The following is a 20,634-nucleotide window of genomic DNA, read 5'->3' as shown; positions in this document are numbered from 1 at the left end:
CCGTGCCGGGGCCACCACGCCGGGGCCGGTGATCAGGTCCGGGCGAGAGCCGGCTCCGCCGGGACCGGCTGCGGCGACCGGCGGGCGAGCCGGCCCGGCCACCAGGTGCGCACGCCGAGGTCCAGGGTCAGCGCCGGGATCAGCAGGCTGCGCACCAGCAGCGTGTCGAGCAGGATGCCGACCGCCACGATGACGCCCATCTGCACCGACGGCACCAGCGGCAGCACCAGTAGCGCGCCGAAGGTGGCGGCCAGCACCACGCCCGCGCTGGTGATGACCCCGCCGGTGACGGTCAGCGCCCGCAGCACGCCCGGCCGGTGCCCGATCCGGGCGACCTCCTCCCGGGCCCGGGTCATCAGGAAGATCGTGTAGTCCACCCCGAGCGCCACCAGGAACAGGAACGCCTGCAACGGGACCCCGATGAAGAGCCTCGGGTGACCCATGGCGTCGAGCAGCAGCCCGGCCGCGCCCATGGCCGCCGCGAACGACAGCACCACGCTGGCCATCAGCAGCAGCGGCGCGACCAGCGACCGGAGCAGCAGCACCAGGATCACCAGGACGACCGCGAGCACCAGCGGGATGACCACGCGGTTGTCCCGGTTCACCGTGCGCTCCTCGTCGAGCACGGTGGCGGTCCGCCCGCCGACCAGGGCTCGCGCGTCGGGCACCGCGTGCACGGCGGCCCGCAGCCGGGTCACCGCGTCCCGGGCGGCGTCGCTGTCCGGGGCGGCGGCGAGCACCGCCGGCACCCGCACCCAGCGGCCGTCCGTCGAGCGCTCCGGCGCGCCCACCTCGGCGACGCCCGGCACCGCGCGGGCGGCGGCCACCACCCGGTCGGCCGTCCCGGCGGTGGCCAGGATCTCGGCGGGCGCGGCCGAGCCGCCCGGGTAGTGGGCGGCGATCAGCCGCTGCCCGGCGATCGAGCCGACCTCGGTGGTGAAGGACTCCTCGTCGGGCAGGCCCAGGCCGAGGTTGCCGATGCCCAGGGTCAGCGCGGCCAGCGCGGCAGCGGTGCCGAGCCAGACCGCCCGGGGCCGGCCGGCGACCAGGCCGGCGATCCGGCGCCAGATCCCGTGGTCGGCGGTGTGGTCGCGGGTGTCGGCGCCGGGTGCGTACCGGGGCACGAACGGCCAGAACAGCCACCGGCCGCACAGCACCAGCACCGCCGGCAGCAGGGTGGTCATGGCCAGCAGCGCCGCGGCGATGCCGACCGCGCCGACCGGACCCAGGCCGCGGGTGGACGGCAGGTCGGCCGCGAGCAGGCAGAGCAGTCCGATCGCGACGGTCGCCGCCGAGGCGCAGACCGCCCCGGCCGAGCGGCGCAGGGCGGCGGCCATGGCGGCGTGCCGGTCGGCGTGCCGCCGCAGCTCCTCCCGGTAGCGGGCGATGAGCAGCAGGGCGTAGTCCACCCCGACGCCGAAGACCAGCACGGTGAGGATGGTCTGGCTCTGGAAGTCGACGGCCAGCCCGGCGTGCCGGGCCAGCAGGTAGACCACCGCCCCGGCGAGCTGGTTGGCGACGGCCACCGCGACCAGCGGGACCAGCCACAGCACCGGGCTGCGGTAGGTGACCAGCAGGAGCAGGGCGACGGTGAGCGCGGTGGCCAGCAGCAGCGCGCCGTCCATCCCGGAGAACGCGTCGAAGACGTCGTGCTCGGCGGCCGCGTCCCCGGTCAGCGCGGTCCGCAGGCCGGGTGGCGCGCCGTCGGCCAGCCGGTCCTTGAGCGCGCCGACCGCCTCGGCGCGCCGCTCGTCGTCGAGGCTGACCGGCAGGGAGAGCAGCAGTGCCCGGCCGTCGGCGGCGGCCACCGGCGGGGACACCGCGCCGCCGTCGGCGTACCGGGCGAAGGCGGCCCGGTCGGCCTCGACCCGGGCCCGGTCGGCCGGGGTGAGTCCGGTGTCGCGGACGTAGACGGCGATGGCGATCGGGTGCCGCGAGTCGGGGAAGGCCGCCTCGGCGCGCTGCACGGCCCGGCTGCTCTCGGCGTCGGCCGGCAGCGCGCCGAGCGTCGAGTTGTCCTGCACCTCGCCGAGCTTCACCGCGAGCGGGCCGGCCGCCACGAGCAGCGCCAGCCAGAGCAGGAGGACCGCGTACTTGCCGCGGCGGCCGGCGGGCAGGCCGGCCAGGCGTTGCGGGGACATCCGAGTTCCCTTCGTCGTCACGGTTGCGGGGTCGGCGACCCCCGCTTCCGATCCTTCGGACCGGGCGGGCGCGGGTCAGGGGTGCCAGCGCGCCGGCCGGGGTGGTGCCAGCACCACCGATCCGGTGCGGCCGGTGCCGCAGAATGGGCCCGTGGACGGCGTACGCGGACTGCTCCGCACCTGGATCCGGCCCGGCGCGGTGACCGCCGCGCAGGGACTGCTGACCGCCCTGCTGTCGTTGGGCACGCACGTCGCGCTCTTCGTGCTGTCGCTGGTGTCGCTGCTGCTGATCCCGGTGTTCGGCGTGGGGTTCGCGCTGTTCCCGGTGGCCACCGCGCTGGTACGGCTCTGCGCCGGACTGCACCGCCGGCTGGCCCGCTGGGGCGGGGTGGAGATGGCCACGCCCTACCTGCCGGCGCCGGCCGGCGCGCAGTTCGGCACCTGGCGGCGGTTCCGCTGGGTGGTGAGCGACCCGGCCACCTGGCGCGACCTGTCCTGGCTGCTGCCCGGCGCGGTCACCGGCGCGGTCTGCCTGGCCGCCTTCGTCCTGCCGCTATACGGCCTGGAGGGCGTGCTCGGGGTTCCGCTGGTGCTGCACCTGACCGTCGACTTCTACGGCTACGGCCCGTTCTGGCCGGTCGACAACCTCCTGGAGGCGCTGCTCTGCTTCCCGCTGGGCGCGTTGATCCTGGTCGGCGGGCTGGCCGCCGGGCGCTGGCTGGTCTGGCTGCACCTGGCCTTCGCGCGGTTCTTCCTGCCACCGACCCGCACGGCCGAGCTGGCGTTGCGGGTCCACCAGCTCACCGTCACCCGGGCTGACACGGTGGACGCGCAGGCGGCCGAGCTGCGGCGGATCGAGCGGGACCTGCACGACGGCGCGCAGGCCCGGATCGTCGCGCTGAGCATGAGCATCGGCCTGGCCGAGCAGCTCGTGGGGGACGACCCGGAGGCGGTGCGGCGGCTGCTCGCCGAGGCCCGGGAGACCAGCGGGCAGGCCCTGGCCGAGCTGCGCGGACTGGTGCGCGGCATCCACCCCCCGGTGCTCGCCGAGCGCGGCCTGGCGGGCGCGGTACGTGCGCTGGCGCTGGCCGTGCCGCTGCCGGTGGCGGTGACCGTCGACCTGCCGGGCCGCCCGGCCGCACCGGTGGAGTCCGCCGCGTACTTCGCGGTGGCCGAGGGGCTGGCGAACGTCAGCAAGCACAGCGGGGCGTCCCGGGCGTGGGTCGAGCTCGGCCACACCGACGGGCGGCTGACCATGGTGGTCGGTGACGACGGGCGGGGCGGGGCCGACCCGGCGGCGGGCAGCGGCCTGGCGGGGATGGGGCGTCGCCTGGCCGCGTTCGATGGGACGATGGTGGTGACCAGTCCGGCCGGTGGACCCACCGTCATCAGCATGGAGCTGCCGTGCGAGTTGTCATCGCCGAGGATCTCGCCCTCCTCCGGGACGGGTTGATCCGCATCCTGGAGGCGTTCGGCTGCCAGGTGGTCGCGGCCGTCGACAACGGACCCTCGGTGCTGCCCGCGCTGGTCGAGCACCGTCCCGACGTGGCGGTGCTCGACGTCCGGCTGCCACCGACCTTCACCGACGAGGGGTTGCAGGCCGCCATCCGCGCCCGAGCCGAGATCCCCGGGCTGCCGATCCTGGTGCTGTCCCAGCACGTCGAGCAGCTCTACGCCCGGGAGCTGCTCTCCGACCGGCTCGGTGGGGTCGGCTACCTGCTCAAGGACCGGGTGTCCCACGTGGACCAGTTCGTCGACGCGGTGCGCCGGGTGGCCGCCGGCGGCACGGTGATGGACCCGGAGGTGGTCGCCCAGCTGCTGGCCAGCCGGTCCGGGGCGGATCCGCTCGACGAGCTGACCCCCCGGGAGCGGGAGGTGCTCGGCCTGATGGCGGAGGGCCGGTCCAACGCGGCGGTCGCGGCCCGGCTCTTCGTCACCGAGAAGGCGGTCAACAAGCACATCAACAACATCTTCAGCAAGCTGCGGATGCCGCCGTCCGGCGACGACAACCGGCGGGTGCTGGCCGTGCTGGCCTACCTGCACGGTGAGGACGGCCGCCGGCCGCGGACCCCGGCCTGACCCGGCTCAGGAGGCGGTGTCGGTCAGGGCGGGGGAGCGGTCCAGGTGCGGCGCCGCCGGCCCGGGGCGGCCGAAGTGCCAGCCCTGCCCGGCGTCGCAGCCGATCGCGCGCAGCCGGTCCGCCTGGTCGGCGGTCTCCACGCCCTCCGCCGTGACGGTCAGGCCGATGGCGTGCGCCAGCGAGACCAGCGAGGCGAGGATCCGCTCGTCGGTGCGGCTGCCCGGGTCGTCGGCCGGGGCGCGCAGCCCGGCCACGAAATTGCCGGCCACCTTCAGCTCGCTCACCGGCAGGTCCCGCAGGTACGCCAGGTTGCAGTAGCCGGTGCCGAAGTCGTCGATGGCCACCCGGACGCCGAGGTCGGCCAGCACGCGCAGGGCGCGGACCGGGTCCGCCACGGTGCTCATCATGGTGCTCTCGGTGACCTCCAGCTGCAGCCGTTCGGCGGGCAGGCCGGTGCGCCCCAGCACGCCCTGCACCTCCTGCACCAGCCCGGGCCGGTGCAGCTGGCGGACGGCCAGGTTGACGCTGACGAACGGGGCGCCGGCCGGCCCGGCCGCCCAGGTGCCCGCCTCCCGGCACGCCTCGGCGAGCACCCAGCTGCCGAGCCGGACGATCAGGCCGGTCTCCTCGGCCAGCGGGATGAAGCTGTCCGGGCGGAGCACGCCCAGCTCCGGGTGGCGCCAGCGGACCAGCGCCTCCATGCCGACCACCCGGCCGTCCCGCAGCCCGGTCAGCGGCTGGTAGTCGAGGTAGAACTCGCCCCGGTCCAGCGCGGCGGGGATCGCCGCGGAGAGGGCGTACCGGGCCAGCTCCTGGCGGTTGCGGTCGGCGTCGAAGAGCGACCAGCGGGCCCCGCCGGCCGCCTTGGCCCAGTGCAGCGTGCTGTCCGCCGCGCGCATCAGCTCCATCGGCGAGGTGCCGGCCACCTGCCGGTCGACGATGCCGACGCTGGCCGACACGGTCAGCTCGTGCCCCTCGACCAGCGCCGGCTCGCTCACCGCCGCCAGGGCCGCCTCGGCCACCTTGACCACATCCTCGGTGCAGCCGGCGCGCTCGACCAGGATGACGAACTCGTCGCCGCTCAGCCGGGCCACCAGGTGCTCGCCGAGCGCCCGGCGCAGCCGCCGCGCCACCGAGACCAGCAGCGAGTCGCCGACCTGGTGACCGAGGGAGTCGTTGACCACTTTGAACCGGTCCAGGTCGAGGAAGCAGACCCCGATCCGGTCGGCGCCCCGCCCGGGCGCGGTGATCGCGGCGGTGAGCCGCTCGGTGAACAGGGTGCGGTTGGGCAGGTCGGTCAACGGGTCGTGGGTGGCCTGGTGCCGGAACCGGGCCTCGCTCTCCCGCAGCGCCCGCTCGGCCTGCGCCCGGGCCACCATGGCGGCCCGCCGGATGGCCTCCTGCTCGTCGAGCGTGCGGTCGCGCAGGGCGCGGGCGTATCCGGTGGCGACGGTGGCGAGCAGCCGGGCCATCCGGTCCTCGACGTCGTCCACGGCCAGGTCGAGGTCCCGGACCAGGCGGAGCTGGATCACCTCGATGGTGCGGCCGAGCCCCTCGGCGGAGGCGATGTGCGACTGCACCAGCTCGGCGCCGACCTGCTGGCCGATCCGCAGGTCGAACGGGTCGGTGCGCAGCGCCAGCGCCAGCCGCTCGGTGAGCCGCTGGAGCAGCGCCTCCAGCTGGGCCTGGGTCATCGGCAGGTAGCTGGTCCCGGAGACCGCCTTGGCCCAGGCCCGGGCGAAGGCGCCGGGGCGGGAGCGACTGGTGGCGGTGGGCCCGTCGTCACCCACCGAGCCGCCCGACGCCGCCCATGAAGACCGCCTGCTCGGCGTTCTCCGCCTGCTCCGGAGCGTCCGGCCGCCACTCCGGGACCCAGACCACGCCCGGGTCGACCAGCTCGAAGCCGGCGAAGAGCGCGGCCAGCTCGGCCCGGCTGCGGATGAAGAGCTGGTTGTCGGTGCGCCGGTAGACCCGCTCGGCCTCGGCCCGCTCGCCGGTGCCGGCACGCCCGTCGTCGCTGGCCTGCGACATCACCAGGTAGCTGCCGGGGGCCAGCGCCGCGCGCAGCGTGCGTAGCAGCTCCTCCGGACGGTCCGTGTCGGGGATGAAGTGCAGCACCGCCACGATCATCACGGCCACCGGCTGGGAGAAGTCGAGCAGCCGGAGCACGTCGGGATGGCGCAGGATCGCCTCCGGCCGGCGCAGGTCCTCCTGGACCACCGCGGCCCGGTCGTTGCCGGCCAGGATCTCCTGGCTGTGCGCCACGGCGACCGGGTCGACGTCGACGTAGACCACCCGGGACTCCGGGTCGATCCGCTGGGCGATCTCGTGCACGTTGCCCACGGTCGGGATGCCGGAGCCGATGTCCAGGAACTGACGTACCCCGGCGTCGGCCAGGAACTGCACGGCCCGGCGGAGGAAGGCCCGGTTGGCCTGGGCCATCAGCGGGGCCTCCGGGACCGCCTCCACCATGGCCCGGGCGGCGGCCCGGTCGGCCGCGAAGTTGTGCGAGCCGCCGAGGTAGTAGTCGTACATGCGGGCCACGCTGGGGCGCTCGATGTCGATGGATTCGGGTGCCCAGTCCGGCCGCTGCATGCGCTTGCCCCTTTGTGTCGGCGGCGCGCGGGGGTCGCCGCCGCGCGGATCACCCGGGTATTCTGCCCGCCCGCCGTCGCGGTGCAAAGACCGCCGTCGCTACGCGTCCGGCGCCTCACCGTACGCGGTCGCGGGCGCCCGGAATGCCGGAGAGGCCCGCGTCCGGGGTGCGGACGGGGGCCTCTCCGGCGTCGAGCTGGCGGGACGCCGTCAGAACTTCGGGGCGTCCGGGGCCTCCAGCAGCCCCAGCCGCAGCGCGGTCATCAGCGCCTGGGCGCGGTTGGCGGCGCCGAGCTTCTCGTAGAGCTTCGAGATGTGCGTCTTGGCGGTCGACTCGCTGACGAACAGCTGCTTGGCGATGCCGGCGACGCTCATGCCGTCGGCGAGCAGCCGCAGCACCTGGCCCTCACGCGGGGACAGCTGCGGGCCGGACGGGGCCAGCCGGCGCTTCATCGCCTCGGCCAGGTCGGCCGCGGTGAACGCGCTGGGGGAGGAGGCGGCGTGCCGGGCGGCGGCCACCACCTCGTCGGCCGGGGCGGTCTTCGGCACGAACGCGCTCGCCCCCGCCTCCAGGGCGCCGAAGAGCTGGTCGTCGCCCGCGTACATGGTGAGCACGACGATGCCCATCGACGCGCTGGACTTGCGCAGGGCGCGGGTGGCCTCCAGGCCGCTGCCGTCGGGCAGCCGCAGGTCCATGATCACTACGTCCGGCTGGAGCGCGCCGGCCTGGCGCACGCCCTCCGCGGCCGTGGCCGCCTCGCCCACGACCTCGAACTGCCGGTCCCGCTCGAAGGCGTGCCGCAGACCCTTGCGGATCAGATCGTGATCGTCGACAAGGAGAACCTTGGTCCGGGTGGCCGGTGTCGGGCTGGTGGTCATCCTCGGGTTACTCCCCTTCTGCTGCTGCGCTGCCGCGCACCTTATCGCGCCGGGGCGAGGTGCCGAGTACCACCGCCACGGTCGTGCCGCTGGGTTGCCGCGGCCTGATCTCCAACCGGCCCCGGATACGTTCCGCCCTCTCGGCCATGATCGCAAGACCGTAGTGCCCGTCGGGGCGCTGGTCACCGATGCCGTGACCGTCATCCGACACTTCAATTTGCGCGTACGGGGGGTCCACCTCACAGGTGACCCACAGATTCGCCGCCCCGGCGTGCTTGCGCGCGTTGGTCACCGCCTCCTGCGCGATGCGCAGCAGTTCGGCTTCCGTGGCGGCGGGCAGCCGGGCGGTGGACTCGTCCAGGGACAGGTGCACCCGCAGGCCGCCGGAGGCGCCGACGGTGCGGGCGTACTCGGCGATGGCGGCGGCCAGGCCGCCGTGCCGGTCCACCTCGCTGCGCAGCTCGAACAGGCTCAGCCGCAGCTCGGTGATCACCCGGGTGACCTCCTGGCGCAGGGTGCGCAGCGAGTCGGCGGTCTCCTCGGCGTCGTCGTGCACGGTGGCCAGGGCGTTGTCGATGCCGTAGCCGACCATCACCAGCTCCTGGGCGACCCCGTCGTGGATCTCCCGGGCCAGCCGCTGCCGCTCCTCGTTGGTGGCCAGCGAGCGCACCTCGTCGAAGAGCAGCGCGGCCTCCAGGCGCAGCGCCGCGGGGCCGGTCAGCGCGGTCACCCGGGACACCACCGGCGGCGGGTACGCGTGCGCGGTGTCCGCCTCGACGACGACCAGGCCGACCGTGCGCACCCCGGCGACCAGCGGCACGATGAGTGCCGAGACCTCGCCGGAGGCCCGGGAGCGGGCCTGCGAGCGGGCCGAGGTGGTCGGCTGCTGGCTGGCCCAGGCGTCGGCGATGGCCGAGTCCGCGTCGAGCGTGGTCTCCCAGTCCACCCGGTCCGCGCCGATCTGGGCGAGCACCACGAGCCGGCCGCCGCCACTGGCCGACAGCACCGCGCCCCGGTCGGTCTTCGCCACCACGCGCAGCTCCTCCAGCAGGTGCTCGGAGATGCCGCCCGGGTCCAGGGTGGCGCCGGGAAGCTGGCGGGCGACCGTGCGCAGCTGGGTGAGCAGCCGGGTGGCCTCCGCGTACGGCTGGGGCTTGCCCTCGCCGCGGACCCGCATCACCCGCTGGAGCGTGCCGGCGGTGAAGAGGCCGATGCCGGCCAGGATCAGCCACTGCGCGCAGACCGCCAGGTAGCCGAGCTGGCCGAGCTGCGGCTCGCCGCCGACCTCGGTGAAGGCCGCGCTGACCAGCAGGGTGGCCGCCGTCACCACGAGCAGCGCGGCGCCCTCGCGGAACCGGCGGCGCAGCGCGGTCACGGTGACCGGCACGGCGAGGTACGGCAGCACCGCCGAGGCGCCCAGCCCGCCGGTGACGCCGGTGAGGTGGGTGTCGGCGGCGACCTGGCTGGCGGCCAGCCCGAGGACCACCACCTCGGCGAAGCGGCTGATCGGGGCGAGCAGCCGGTGCTGGGGGGCCAGCACGGCGGGCAGCCCGGCGACGCCGAGCAGGGCGATCCACCACAGCTGGGTGGCGTCGCGGGTGGCGAACAGGGTCAGGGCGGCGACCAGCGCGAGGAGGACCACGCGCGCCGCGGCCGCGAGGGACTGCGTCTGCGGCTGGCTGGGTGTCGAGGCGGGCACGTGACGGATGGTAGTCAGCCTCGGTAGATGTCCGCGATCTCCGCCGCGTACGTCTTGTGCACGACCTGCCGCTTGACCTTGAGCGAGGGGGTCAGCTCGCCGGTCGCCTCGGTGAAGTCCTGCGGCAGGATCCGGAACACCTTGATCGCCTCGGCCTTGGAGACCGACTGGTTCGCCTGGTCGACCGCGGCCTGCACCTCGGCCCGCAGCGCCTCGTCCCCGCGCAGCTCTGCCACGCTGGTGTCCTCCGGGCGGCCGCGCGCGGCCAGCCACTTCGGCAGCGCCTCCTCGTCGATGGTGACCAGCGCCGCGATGAACGGCTGCCGGTCGCCGACCACCAGGCACTGGCTGACCAGCGGGTGTGCCCGGACCTGGTCCTCGAGCACCGCTGGGGCGACGTTCTTGCCGCCGGCGGTCACGATGATCTCCTTCTTGCGGCCGGTGATGGAGAGGTAGCCGTCCTCGTCGAGCTGACCCAGGTCGCCGGTGCGGAACCAGCCGTCGGCGCTCAGCGCCTCGCCCGTGGCCGCCTCGTTGTGCCAGTACCCCTGGAAGATGATCTCCCCGGCGATCAGGACCTCGCCGTCGTCGTCGATCCGGATGGTGACGCCGGGCAGCGGCCGGCCGACCGTGCCGACCCGGGTGTGCCCGGGCAGGTTCGCGGCGGCGGCCGGAGCGGTCTCGGTGAGGCCGTAACCCTCGCAGATGGTCACCCCGACGCCGCGGAAGAAGTGCCCGAGCCGGGCGCCGAGCGGGGCGCCGCCGGAGATCGCGTCCCGGCACCGGCCGCCCATCGCCGCCCGCAGCTTGCGGTAGACCAGCTTGTCGAAGAGCGCGTGCTGCGTGCGCAGGCCCAGGCCCGGCCCGTCGGGGGTCTCCAGCGCCTCGCTGTACGCGATGGCGACCTTCTCGGCCCGGTCGAAGATCTTGCCCTTCCCGTCGGCCTCGGCCTTCTGCCGCGCGGCGTTGTAGACCTTCTCGAAGACCCGGGGCACGGAGAGCACGAAGGTCGGCTTGAACTCCTGGAGCTCGCCGACCAGGTTCTTGGTGTCGGAGCAGTGCGCCATGGTGGCGCGGGCCTGCACCATGCCGACCTGGATGAGCCGGGCGAAGGCGTGCGCCAGCGGCAGGAAGAGCAGCGTGGAGGCGCCCGGGCGGAACAGGTTCGGCAGCACCGGCACCGCGTTGGCGATGTCGGCGTAGATGTTGCGGTGGGTCAGCACGCAACCCTTGGGCCGGCCGGTGGTGCCACTGGTGTAGATGATGGTGGCGACGTCGTCGGCCTTCAGCGTCGAGCGGCGCACCTCGACGTCGGCCGGGTCGACCGACGCGCCGGCGGCGACCAGTTCGTCGACCGCGCCCAGCTCGATCTGCCAGACGTCGCGCAGCTCGGGCAGCCGGTCGCGGACCCCGGCGACCAGGGTGGCGTGCGCGGTGCTCTCCACCACCACGGCGACCGCGCCGGAGTCGGCGAGGATCCAGGCGGCCTGTTCCGCGCTGGAGGTCTCGTAGATCGGCACGGTGACCGCGCCGGCGGCCCAGATCGCGTAGTCGAGCAGGGTCCACTCGTAGCGGGTGCGGCTCATCAACCCGACCCGGTCGCCGCGGGAGACACCGGCCGCGACCAGGCCGCGGGCCACCGCGACGACCTCGTCGCGGAACTGCCGGCAGGTCACGTCGATCCAGGCGCCCGCGGTGCCCTCGGCGCGCCGGACGAACTGCACGGCGTCGGGGGCGACCTCGGCGTTGTCCCAGACCGGGTCGGTCAGGTTGGCCGCGTCGCCGACGGTGACGATCGGCGGAACGGAGAACTCGCGCACCTGCACTCCCTCGTGCTCGCACCGGCCGGGCCGGCCGTGGTCGGCTTTGTCGAAACCTACCCGCCCGCTCCCGGGGAGGCGGTAGGGAGGTTGCCCGCCCGGCTGGTGGGACACGTCCCTTGCCGGGCGCGCCGCGACGTGCGGGGGTGGAGCGGCACGCGGGGCCCCGTCGCCGGGTAGCCTCCCCCCATGGCGGACTCCTCCACCCAGTCGATCGTCGTCGGCGCGTCACCGGACCGGGTGGCGGCGGTCATCTGCGACTTCCCCCGCTACCCAGAGTGGGCCGAGGCGGTGCGGCGGGCCGAGGTGGTCGAGGAGTACGAGGACGGCTACGCCAGCCAGGTCCGGTTCACCATCGACGCGGGCGTGATGGCCGACGAGTACGTGCTGGCCTACGAGTACGCCGAGGACATCTCCCGGATCGAGTGGCACCTGGTGGCGCCCTCGAAGATGCAGAAGTCCCAGCGCGGGTCGTACGACCTGGACGGCAATCCGGACGGAACGACCACGGTGACCTACACCCTCGAGGTGGAGCTCTCGGTGGGGATGCTCGGCATGTTTCGCCGCAAGGCCGAGAAAATGATCATGGACGCGGCGTTGAAGCAGCTCAAGCGCCGGGTAGAAGCACTCGGTGCGGCCCACTGACCCGACCGTCGTCCCGGTTGTCACGCTGGAGGAGCCGAACCATGGGCACCACTGATCCGGGTTCGGCCCGGGAAGAGGCCGAGCGCCTCGTCGCCATGCTGCTGGCCAGCGCGAAGCTGGCCGCCGCCGCGCCCGGGGCCGGGCCCTGGGGTCCGCTCGGTGGGATCCTGTCGGGTGTCCTCGGTCACACCCCGGGTGGCGCCGACGCGGGCGACCGGTCGTCCACCGCCTCCGGCGGGTCCGGCGGCGGCGCCCGGTTCGCCACCGGATCGCCGGAATGCTGTGTCTGCCCGGTCTGCCGGGGTATCGCGGCGTTGCGCGATCCGAGTCCCGAATTCACCGAGCGGCTCGCCACCGGCGCCGGCGACCTGGCCGCCGGGGTGGCCAGCCTGCTGCGCGCCTTCGCCCCGGCCGAGCCGGCCGGGGCGGGCGGCCCGTCGGGGCCGGGCGGGTCCGACGGGGTCGCCGCCGGGACCGCGGAGGGGGACCACGTGTGGCGCGAGGCGACCCGTACCGGGCATGATTCTCAGCCGGCACCCGAGCAGGACGTGTGGTCCGCCGCCACCCGGGGGGAGGGCGCGGCCGATGCGGGTGCCGTCGTGCCGCCCGCCGCCGGGCCGGACGTGCCGGCGCCGAGCCGGCCGCCGGCCGGTCGTCCCGTGGTGCCCGCCTCGCGGGTGTCCGGCGAGGTGGGCGAGGACGCACCAGGCGACGGGGCCTGACCACCGGACATCCCGGGATCGCACGGCCGGTTCGGCCGGGGCCGGGCAGCACAGCAGAGGGGAGTGGCAGCGGTGACGCTGACCATCGGAGTCGACGTCGGTGGCACGAAGGTGGCCGGCGGTGTCGTGGACGACGCCGGCAAGGTTCTCGTGCAGGCCCGACGGGACACCCCCGCCGACGACGTGGCCAAGACCCGCGACGTCATCATCGAGCTGGTCACCGAGCTGGCCACCGGCCGGACCGTCGACGCGGTCGGCATCGGCGCGGCCGGCTGGATCGACGCCTCCCGCTCCACCGTGCTCTTCGCCCCCAACCTGGCCTGGCGGGACGAGCCGCTGCGCGACTACGTCAGCAACGCCACCGGCCTGCCGGTGATCGTGGAGAACGACGCGAACGTCGCGGCCTGGGCGGAGTTCCGCTACGGCGCGGCCCGGCACGCCGACGACTCGATGGTCATGTTCACCATCGGCACCGGCGTGGGCGGCGGCATCGTGCTCGGCGGCGAGCTGGTCCGCGGCGCCAACGGCATCGCGGCCGAGCTGGGGCACATGCTCACCGTGCCGGACGGCCACCAGTGCGGCTGCGGCCGGCTCGGCTGCATCGAGCAGTACGCCAGTGGCAGCGCCCTGGTCCGCTTCGCCCGCGCCGCCGCCCGCCAGGAGCCGCACCGGGCCAGCGCCCTGCTGGAGCTGGCTGGCGGCGAGGCCGAGGGCATCACCGGGCCGATGGTGACCGCCGCCGCGAAGGGCGGCGACCCGGTCTCCGCCGAGGCGTTCGCCCAGGTCGGCCGCTGGCTCGGCACCAGCCTGGCGGACATGGCGCAGATCCTCGACCCGCAGGTGCTGGTGGTCGGCGGCGGCGTGATCGACGCCGGCGACCTGCTGCTCGGCCCGACCCGCCGGTCGTTCACCGACGCCCTGGCCCAGCGCAGCCGGCTGCCCGTCGCCGAGGTGCGCCCGGCCGAGCTGGGCAACACCGCCGGGGTCATCGGCGCCGCCGATCTGGCCCGGCGGATCTGACGTGCCGGCAGGCGTGCCGCTGCGGGTGGTCTCCTACAACATCCACAGCCAGCGGGACGACACCGCCGCGCTGGCCGAGGTGGTCCGGGCCGCCGAGCCGGACGTGGTGATCGTCCAGGAGGGGCCGCGGCGGTTCCGGTGGCGGCAGAAGTGCGCCACGCTGGCCGACTCGTTCGGGTTGGTCGTCGCGGCCGGCGGCCTGCCGTCGCTGGGCAACGTGCTGCTGACCAGCCTGCGGGTGCGGGTGACGGCGACCCGCTGCCAGCGCTACCCGCTGACCCCGGGGCGGCACCTGCGCGGCGCCGCGTACGCCGAGTGCCTCGTGGGGGGCAGCCGGTTCCTGCTGGCCGGCTCCCACCTCTCCACCGACCCGGCGGAGCGGCCCGGCCAGGCGGCCGCGTTCAAGCGGGAGCTGGACGCCGCGACGCTGCCCGTGGTGGCCGGCGCCGACCTGAACGAGGGGCCGGACGGGGCGGCCTGGCGGACCGTCGCGGCGGGGCTGACCGACGCGGCGGTGGCGATGGACCGGGCCGACCGGCTCACCTACTCCTGCGCGAACCCTCGTCGGCGCATCGACGCCCTCTTCGTGGACCCGCGCGTCGAGGTCGTCGACTACGACGTGGTGGACACCCCGCGGACGCGGCAGGCCAGCGACCACTTCCCGGTCCTGGTCGACCTGCTGCTGCCCGCCGGCGACTGAGCCCCCGCCCGCCACTCCGGCCACGGGGGCTGGACAACGGCGGCCATTGTCGGCAGGATTTCGCACCGACCCGGCACTCGTGCCGCACAAAAGGAGATTCCCGGTGTCCTCCTCCACCGACCTCGGCCGCCCCGACCCGGACCCGACGGTCGCCCCGACCCGGGACGGCCGCCCGGTCTCCGACCGGGGCGACACCGTCTGCGTCATCGGCGCCGGGGCCAGCGGCCTGACCGCCGTGAAGAACCTCCGCGAGGCCGGCTTCGGCGTGGACTGCTACGAGCGGGAGACCGGTGTCGGCGGGGCGTGGAACTGGCGGCACGACCGCAGCCCGGTGTACGCCAGCACGCACCTCATCTCGTCCCGGCCGTTCACCCAGTTCCCCGACTTCCCGATGCCGGACGACTGGCCGGACTACCCGCACCACGCCCAGCTGCTGTCCTACTTCGAGCGCTACGCCGACCACTTCGACCTGCGCCAGCACGTCTGGTTCGGCACCGAGGTGGTCCGGGTCGAGCCGGTCGAGGGCGACCGCTGGGACGTCACCACCCGCAGCACCGGCGGCTACGGCCCGGAGCGCACCTCCCGCTACGCCGCCGTGGTGCTGGCCAACGGGCACAACTGGTCGCCCAAGCTGCCCCGCTACGAGGGGCTGGAGCAGTTCCGCGGCGAGGTCATGCACGCCTCGTCCTACAAGGACCCGGCCCAGCTGCGCGGCAAGCGGGTGCTGGTCGTCGGGGCCGGCAACACCGGCTGCGACATCGCGGTCGAGGCGGCCCAGCAGGCGTCCCGCTGCTGGCACGCCACCCGCCGCGGCTACTGGTACGCCCCGAAGTACGTCTTCGGCCGCCCCGCCGACCAGGTCAACGACACCCTGCTCGCGCTGCGGGTGCCGCTGCGGGTGCGGCAGTGGCTCTACCACTGGACGCTGCGGGCGACCGTCGGCGACCTGACCCGGTTCGGCCTGCCCCGGCCCGACCACCGGGTCTACGAGACCCACCCGATCGCCAACAGCCAGCTCGTCTACTACGTCGGCCACGGCGAGATCACCCCGGTTCCCGACATCACCCGGTTCGGCGACCGCACCGTCGAGCTGGCCGACGGCCGCGAGATCGACCCCGAGCTGGTCGTCTTCGCCACCGGCTACCTGCCGCGCTTCGAGTTCCTCGAGGGGAAGGTGCTCGGCGACGCGGACGGCTCGGGCCGCCCCCGGCTCTGGCTCAACGCGTTCGCCGCCGGCCACCCCACCCTGGCGGTGGTCGGCCTGGTGCAGCCGGACTCCGGCATCTTCCCCATCTCGCACTGGCAGAGCGTGCTGTTCGCCCGGCTGCTCACCCTGCGCGCCACCCGCCCGGACCGGGCCGCCGCGTTCGGCCGCAAGGTCGCCGCCGGCCTCGGCGAGCGGTACTCGGGAAAGGTCAAGGACAGCACCCGGCACTGGTTCGAGGTCGGGCACGCCGACTACCTGCGCGCGCTCCAGCGGGCGCTCCACGACCTGGCGGGCAAGTGAGCGCGAGGAACGCAGCGCAGCGGAGTCCCGCAGTCGCGAACGAAAGGCTGGCTCAGTGATGGTGGAGCGGGTGCGGGTGGTCCGGGGCTGGGAGTGGGCCCGTCCGGAGCGGCCGGCCCGCCGCGAGATGGTCGCCGCGGTGCCCGAGCTGGACCAGGCGAAGCCGCCGCTGCTGTTCGTGCCCGGGTTCGGGCACGGGGCGTGGGCGTTCGTCGAGCACTGGCTGGGGCACGCCGCCGGCCGCGGCTTCCCGGCGTACGCGCTGAGCCTGCGGGGGCACGGCGGCAGCGAGCCGGCGCCGGAGGCGACGCTGCGGTCGTACACCCATGACGTGGTCCAGGCGGCGGCGGGCCTGCCGCGGCAGGCGGTGCTGGTGGGGCACGGCGCCGGCGCCCGGGTGGTCGCGCACGCCCTGGCGCGCTACCCGGCCCGGGCGGCCGTGCTGGTCGCGCCGGTGCTCGGCGGGTGGGGCACGTTCGGCACGGCGCTGCGCCGCAACCCCGCCGGCACGGTGCCCGCGGTGTTCGGCGCCGGCCTGCGCCTGAACCGCCGGCAGTTGTTCAGCCGTGACCTGCCCGACGTCGAGGCCCGACGGTACGTCTCCCGGCTGGGCCGGGCCGGCCGCCGGGCGCAGTGGCAGCTGCTCACCGGACGGCAGCCGGAGCCGGCGGTGGGCCGCCCCCCGGTGCTGGTGCTGGGCAGCCCCGACGACCGGGTGGTGCCGCCGGCCGCGCTGACCCGGGCGGCCCGCCGCTACGCGTCGGCCCCGTTGCTCTTCCCCGGCATGGGGCACGACCTGATGCTCGACGCCCGCTGGCGCGAGCCGATCGACGCGATCCTCGACTGGCTGGACAAGGACCCGGCGCCCGCCCTCGGGTGAGCGCCGGGCGCCCGGCTCACTCGGTGCCGGCGAGCCGGGTGACCAGCGGTCCGCTCTCGTCCAACGCGCGGAGGTAGGACCGGGCCCAGGCATGGATGTCGTTGCGGCCCAGGTGCTCCCGCATCACCCGCATCCGGTCCGCGACGTCCTCCGGCGCGGCCCGCAGCGCGGCCAGCAGCGCCGCCTTGAGCCCCTCCAGGTCGTGCGGGTTGACCAGGTACGCCTGCGCCAGCTCGGCGGCCGCCCCGGCGAACTCGCTGAGCAGCAGCGCGCCGCCGCCGTCCACCCGGGCGGCCACGTACTCCTTGGCCACCAGGTTCATCCCGTCCCGCAGCGGGGTCACCGCCATGACGTCGGCGATCCGGTAGAGCGCGACCAGTTCGGTGCGGGCGAAGGGCTGGCTGAGGTAGTGGATCGCCGGCTCGCCGACCCGGCCGAACTCGCCGTTGATCCGGCCGACCTGGTGCTCCACCCGGTCGCGGAGGACCTGGTACTGGGCCACCCGGTCCCGGCTGGGCACCACCACCTGGACCAGCACGGTGTCGCGGACCTTGACGTCCCCGCTGGCCAGCAGCTCGTGGTAGGCCTTGAGCCGTTGCTCGATGCCCTTCGTGTAGTCCATCCGATCGACGCTCAGGATGACGCGGTCCGGGTCGCCGAGGTCCCGGCGCAGCCGCCGGGCGCGGTCGGCGACGTCGGGCCGGGCGGCGAGCGCGGCCATCTCGGCGGTGTCGATGGAGACCGGGAAGGCGCCGATCCGCACCACCCGGTCGCCCACGCCGATCCGCCGGTCGGTGGCGGGCAGGTCGAGCACCTTCGTCGCGAGCTGGGCGAAGTTGTGCGCGGCCTGGGCCCGCTGGAAGCCGATGAGGTCGGCGCCGAGCATCCCGCGCAGCAACTCGGCCCGGCGGGGGAGCTGCATGAACAGCTCGGGCGGCGGGAACGGCACGTGCAGGAAGAAGCCGATCCGCAGGTCGGGGCGGAGGTCGCGGAGCAGCCCCGGCACGAGCTGGAGGTGGTAGTCCTGCACCCAGACCAGCCCGCCCGGCTCGGACACCTCGGCGGCGGCCTCGGCGAACCGCTGGTTGACCCGCTGGTACGCCTCCCACCAGCGCCGGTGGTACTCGGGCTGCTCGACGGCGTCGTGGTAGAGCGGCCAGAGGGTGGCGTTGGCGAAGCCCTCGTAGTGGTCGCGGAAGTCCTCGCCGCTGAGCGGGACGGCGCGCATCCGGACGCCGTCCACGTCGGGCAGGTGCGGCGCCGGGCCGGTGCCGCCGGCCCAGCCCACCCAGGTCGCCGGGGTGTGCCGGAGCAGGGGGTGCAGGGCGCTCACCAGGCCGCCGGGGCTGCGGCGCCACTCGAAGGCGCCGTCCGGCGCCACACTGTCGTCGATGGGAAGGCGGTTGGCCACCACCACGAGGGGGCTCTGTCGCATCTCGGGCATTCCGATCTGCAGAGGACCGACCACCCGAGGAGGGGCACAACCCGGACAGCCGGTGCGGGGTGTGACGTACAGCGGTATTCCTACTGACAGTAAGTTACACCCCTGTTACCTGACCGGCCCGGAGCGCGCGGCGTCCCGCCATCCGGGCGGCGGGCGCCCGCGGGGTCAGACGACCGCGCCGTCGTCCGGGTCGTGCTCGTCGGAGTCGCCGGGGCGCAGCCGCCAGATCAGCATCACGAAGCCGGCCAGGATGCCGGTGAAGCCGAGCAGGGTCACCACCGAGGGGTCGACCACCGACAGCACGGTGGGCGACAGGAAGAGCAGGAACCCGACCACGATGCAGAGCACGCCCAGCACCGCGTACTTCGAGAAGCGCGGCAGCGGGGGCGGCGGTGGCGGGGTGAAGTGCTCCTCCTCCCCGTCGCCCGGCAGGTCGGCGCCGAAGGTGTCCAGGCCGTCCAGGAGCGAGGGCTCGTCCTGCCGCCCCCGGCTCACCGAGATGCCGGAGACGTCCGCCGCGTAGGGCAGCCGCCGCACGTCGGTCGCGGTGGGGCCGGCGGGCTCCTCGGCGCGGCCCGCGGCGGTGCCGCCCGGCGTGGTCGGGTCGACCGGGTCGACCGGGTCGTCGACGTCCTCGGCGGCCGGCCAGGGGTGGCTCCCGGCGGTCGGCGCGGTGTGGAATCCGGCGACGATCCTCGCCCACTCGGCCTCGATGTCCGGCTCGTCGTCGCGGGCCGGCTCGCGGTCGCCCTCGTCGGTGAGCTGGGTGAGGTAGTCGCGGGCGGTGGTCAGGTGGGAGCGGTCGACGTAGAGCCGGTCGATCGGGCGGGACGGGACCGTTGTGGTGCGCGTCACCGGGTTGAGGTCGGCCGAGGGCTGGAGGTAGGCGGCGATCCCGCCGGCGGCGAGCACGTCGAGCAGGTGCTCCCCGACGCGCGGATCGACGTCGCCCGCGACCGCGTATTCGGCCGCGTCGAGCCCGTTGTCCCGCCGTCCCCGGCGGGGCCCGCCCCCTGACACCGGACACCCCCTTCGCCGCACCCGCCGGTGCGTTCCGCCCCGCGACCTGAAGCCGTCGTGCCCTGAATCCTGACACGTCGGGACCCGGTTCCGGGAGTGCGTTGTGGCGTGCCGCTCCCTGTTCGTACGCTCTTCCCCGACAGTCCCGCTCGCCGACGGCGCGCCGGGCGCGGTCCGGGCACGTCCCGGCGGCCCCCGCCGCGCCCCGGCGACCGTGGCCGGTCACCGCTCCCGTCTGGAAGGACCCCGGTGCTGTACTGGCTGCTGAAGTACATCATCCTCGGCCCGCTGCTGAGGCTGATCTTCCGCCCGCAGGTCGAGGGGCTGGAGAACGTCCCGGAGACCGGCCCGGTGATCCTGGCCAGCAACCACCTCTCCTTCTCCGACTCGATCTTCACCCCGTTGATCGTCAAGCGAAAAGTCACTTTCATCGCGAAAGCCGAATACTTCACCGGTAAGGGCCTCAAGGGCTGGCTGACCAAGATGTTCTTCGTGGGCTCCGGCACCATCCCGGTCGACCGCTCCGGCGGCCGGGCCGCCCGCGCCGCCCTGGACACCCAGCTCAGGGTGCTCCGGTCCGGCGGCATCGCGGGCATCTACCCGGAGGGCACCCGCTCGCCGGACGGCCGGCTCTACCGGGGCAAGACCGGCGTGGCCCGGCTCGCCCTGGAGAGCGGCGCCCCGGTGGTGCCGATGGCCATGCTCAACTCCGACGCCATCCAGCCGACCGGGCAGATCATCCCCAACCTCGGCCGCGTGCGGATCCGCTTCGGCGCCCCCCTCGACTTCTCCCGCTACGCCGGGATGCCCGGCGACCGGTTCGTCGAGCGCGCCGTCACCGACGAGATCATGTACGAGCTGATGGAGCTCTCCGGCCGCGAGTACGTGGACATGTACGCGCAGAAGGCGAAGGCCCAGCCCCGGGAGCCGGTGCCCGCCTGACGCCGCCGGCCCGGCTCAGCAGGCGACCGCGGGACCGGCGTCCGGGACCGGGCGGCGGGCCAGCGCCAGCAGCCCCGGCGCCTCGTTGCGCTGGGCGAACGCCCGCACCTCCGCCAGCGGGGCGCCCTCCGGCTCCCCGGCCAGCTCCAGCTCGGCGGCGGCCAGGGCGAGGGCCAGCATCCGGTCGGTCACGTCCGGGATCCGGGCGTAGACCTCCGCCCCGGCCAGGTGCAGCTCGGCCGCCCGGCGGTGGTCGCCGTCGGCCGCCGCGACCGCCCCGGTGACCGTCCGCAGCGCCGCCTCCGACCAGGGCGTGCGGTGGTCGAGCCGGTCCAGCATGGCCCGGACCCGCACGGCCGCGTCCCGGCCGGCCAGCGCGGCCGCGTACGCGGCGGCGGCGATCCACTCGCCGCTGGCCAGCGCGGGCACCGCCGACCAGGCGTCGGCCAGCTCGTCGACCAGTCCTTGGTGGCGGGCGGACCCCACTGGGCGAGCCCAGAGGCGGTCATCGGTGCCCAGCCCGGCTCGAGCGTGCAGTCG

Annotated in this window: 17 protein-coding genes and 1 pseudogene; 9 read left to right on the top strand and 9 right to left on the bottom strand. The window is 74.9% G+C overall.

Annotation, left to right across the window (positions count from 1 at the left end; all coding sequences use genetic code 11):
* Positions 1-32 precede the first annotated feature (32 nt).
* On the bottom strand, positions 33-2,141 hold the full coding sequence (locus ABZV78_RS22525; RefSeq protein ID WP_355641437.1) for an MMPL family transporter: 2,109 nt from the start codon (positions 2,139-2,141) through the stop codon (positions 33-35).
* A gap of 151 nt (positions 2,142-2,292) precedes the next feature.
* On the opposite strand from ABZV78_RS22525, the gene ABZV78_RS22520 reads away from it, so the two are divergent.
* Together ABZV78_RS22520 and ABZV78_RS22515 are read left to right on the top strand one after the other, a co-directional pair.
* On the top strand, positions 2,293-3,594 hold the full coding sequence (locus ABZV78_RS22520) for a histidine kinase (protein ID WP_355641435.1): 1,302 nt from the start codon (positions 2,293-2,295) through the stop codon (positions 3,592-3,594).
* On the top strand, positions 3,546-4,220 hold the full coding sequence (locus tag ABZV78_RS22515; protein WP_355641433.1) for a response regulator transcription factor: 675 nt from the start codon (positions 3,546-3,548) through the stop codon (positions 4,218-4,220). Before ABZV78_RS22520 ends, ABZV78_RS22515 begins: the two co-directional genes overlap by 49 nt.
* 6 nt (positions 4,221-4,226) lie before the next feature.
* Here ABZV78_RS22515 and ABZV78_RS22510 read toward each other — a convergent pair whose 3' ends face one another.
* From ABZV78_RS22510 to ABZV78_RS22490, 5 genes are all read right to left on the bottom strand, one after another.
* Positions 4,227-5,915: a bifunctional diguanylate cyclase/phosphodiesterase gene (locus ABZV78_RS22510; RefSeq protein ID WP_355641453.1), complete on the bottom strand. Its 1,689-nt coding sequence runs from the start codon at positions 5,913-5,915 to the stop codon at positions 4,227-4,229.
* A gap of 88 nt (positions 5,916-6,003) precedes the next feature.
* Positions 6,004-6,816 carry an SAM-dependent methyltransferase gene (locus tag ABZV78_RS22505; protein WP_355641431.1) on the bottom strand — a complete coding sequence of 271 codons (813 nt, stop codon included), beginning with the start codon at positions 6,814-6,816 and terminating at the stop codon, positions 6,004-6,006.
* Between the two features lie 210 nt (positions 6,817-7,026).
* Positions 7,027-7,695 (bottom strand): response regulator transcription factor, encoded by a 669-nt coding sequence (locus ABZV78_RS22500; RefSeq protein WP_007072219.1) that lies wholly within the window; start codon positions 7,693-7,695, stop codon positions 7,027-7,029.
* Positions 7,696-7,702: 7 nt separating this feature from the next.
* The gene (locus ABZV78_RS22495) at positions 7,703-9,394 is read right to left on the bottom strand and encodes a GAF domain-containing sensor histidine kinase (protein WP_355641429.1); all 1,692 of its coding nucleotides are present in this window, start codon (positions 9,392-9,394) and stop codon (positions 7,703-7,705) included.
* 14 nt (positions 9,395-9,408) lie between these two features.
* Positions 9,409-11,214, bottom strand: coding sequence for a long-chain fatty acid--CoA ligase (locus ABZV78_RS22490; protein WP_355641427.1), 1,806 nt, complete (start codon positions 11,212-11,214; stop codon positions 9,409-9,411).
* A gap of 189 nt (positions 11,215-11,403) precedes the next feature.
* On the opposite strand from ABZV78_RS22490, the gene ABZV78_RS22485 reads away from it, so the two are divergent.
* The 6 genes from ABZV78_RS22485 to ABZV78_RS22460 all read left to right on the top strand — a co-directional run bounded on the left by ABZV78_RS22485 (position 11,404) and on the right by ABZV78_RS22460 (position 16,688).
* Positions 11,404-11,859, top strand: a complete 456-nt coding sequence (locus ABZV78_RS22485; RefSeq protein ID WP_355641425.1) for an SRPBCC family protein — start codon at positions 11,404-11,406, stop codon at positions 11,857-11,859.
* Positions 11,860-11,900: 41 nt separating this feature from the next.
* Complete coding sequence (locus ABZV78_RS22480) at positions 11,901-12,581, top strand: hypothetical protein (RefSeq protein WP_355641423.1); 681 nt, start codon at positions 11,901-11,903, stop codon at positions 12,579-12,581.
* A 63-nt stretch (positions 12,582-12,644) separates the two neighbouring features.
* On the top strand, positions 12,645-13,601 hold the full coding sequence (locus ABZV78_RS22475) for an ROK family glucokinase (RefSeq protein WP_355641421.1): 957 nt from the start codon (positions 12,645-12,647) through the stop codon (positions 13,599-13,601).
* 1 nt (position 13,602) lies between these two features.
* The gene (locus ABZV78_RS22470) at positions 13,603-14,301 is read left to right on the top strand and encodes an endonuclease/exonuclease/phosphatase family protein (RefSeq protein ID WP_355641419.1); all 699 of its coding nucleotides are present in this window, start codon (positions 13,603-13,605) and stop codon (positions 14,299-14,301) included.
* A 103-nt stretch (positions 14,302-14,404) separates the two neighbouring features.
* Positions 14,405-15,808: an NAD(P)-binding domain-containing protein gene (locus ABZV78_RS22465; protein ID WP_355641417.1), complete on the top strand. Its 1,404-nt coding sequence runs from the start codon at positions 14,405-14,407 to the stop codon at positions 15,806-15,808.
* A gap of 58 nt (positions 15,809-15,866) precedes the next feature.
* Positions 15,867-16,688: an alpha/beta fold hydrolase gene (locus ABZV78_RS22460; protein WP_355641415.1), complete on the top strand. Its 822-nt coding sequence runs from the start codon at positions 15,867-15,869 to the stop codon at positions 16,686-16,688.
* 16 nt (positions 16,689-16,704) lie between these two features.
* Here ABZV78_RS22460 and ABZV78_RS22455 read toward each other — a convergent pair whose 3' ends face one another.
* Positions 16,705-18,123 carry a trehalose-6-phosphate synthase gene (locus tag ABZV78_RS22455; protein ID WP_355641413.1) on the bottom strand — a complete coding sequence of 473 codons (1,419 nt, stop codon included), beginning with the start codon at positions 18,121-18,123 and terminating at the stop codon, positions 16,705-16,707.
* A gap of 174 nt (positions 18,124-18,297) precedes the next feature.
* Positions 18,298-19,152, bottom strand: coding sequence for a DUF308 domain-containing protein (locus ABZV78_RS22450; protein ID WP_355641411.1), 855 nt, complete (start codon positions 19,150-19,152; stop codon positions 18,298-18,300).
* Between the two features lie 249 nt (positions 19,153-19,401).
* Between ABZV78_RS22450 and ABZV78_RS22445 the strand changes: the two genes are divergently transcribed.
* Complete coding sequence (locus ABZV78_RS22445; protein WP_355641409.1) at positions 19,402-20,094, top strand: lysophospholipid acyltransferase family protein; 693 nt, start codon at positions 19,402-19,404, stop codon at positions 20,092-20,094.
* Positions 20,095-20,109: 15 nt separating this feature from the next.
* On the opposite strand, the pseudogene ABZV78_RS22440 reads toward ABZV78_RS22445, so the two are convergent.
* A pseudogene (locus tag ABZV78_RS22440) lies at positions 20,110-20,634 on the bottom strand (hypothetical protein); the annotation flags it as partial.

It is taken from the genome of Micromonospora sp. NPDC004540 (assembly GCF_040610095.1).
Taxonomy (GTDB): domain Bacteria; phylum Actinomycetota; class Actinomycetes; order Mycobacteriales; family Micromonosporaceae; genus Micromonospora.
Note: the sequence above shows the minus strand (reverse complement) of the source record. Positions and strands in the feature narration are given on the sequence as shown.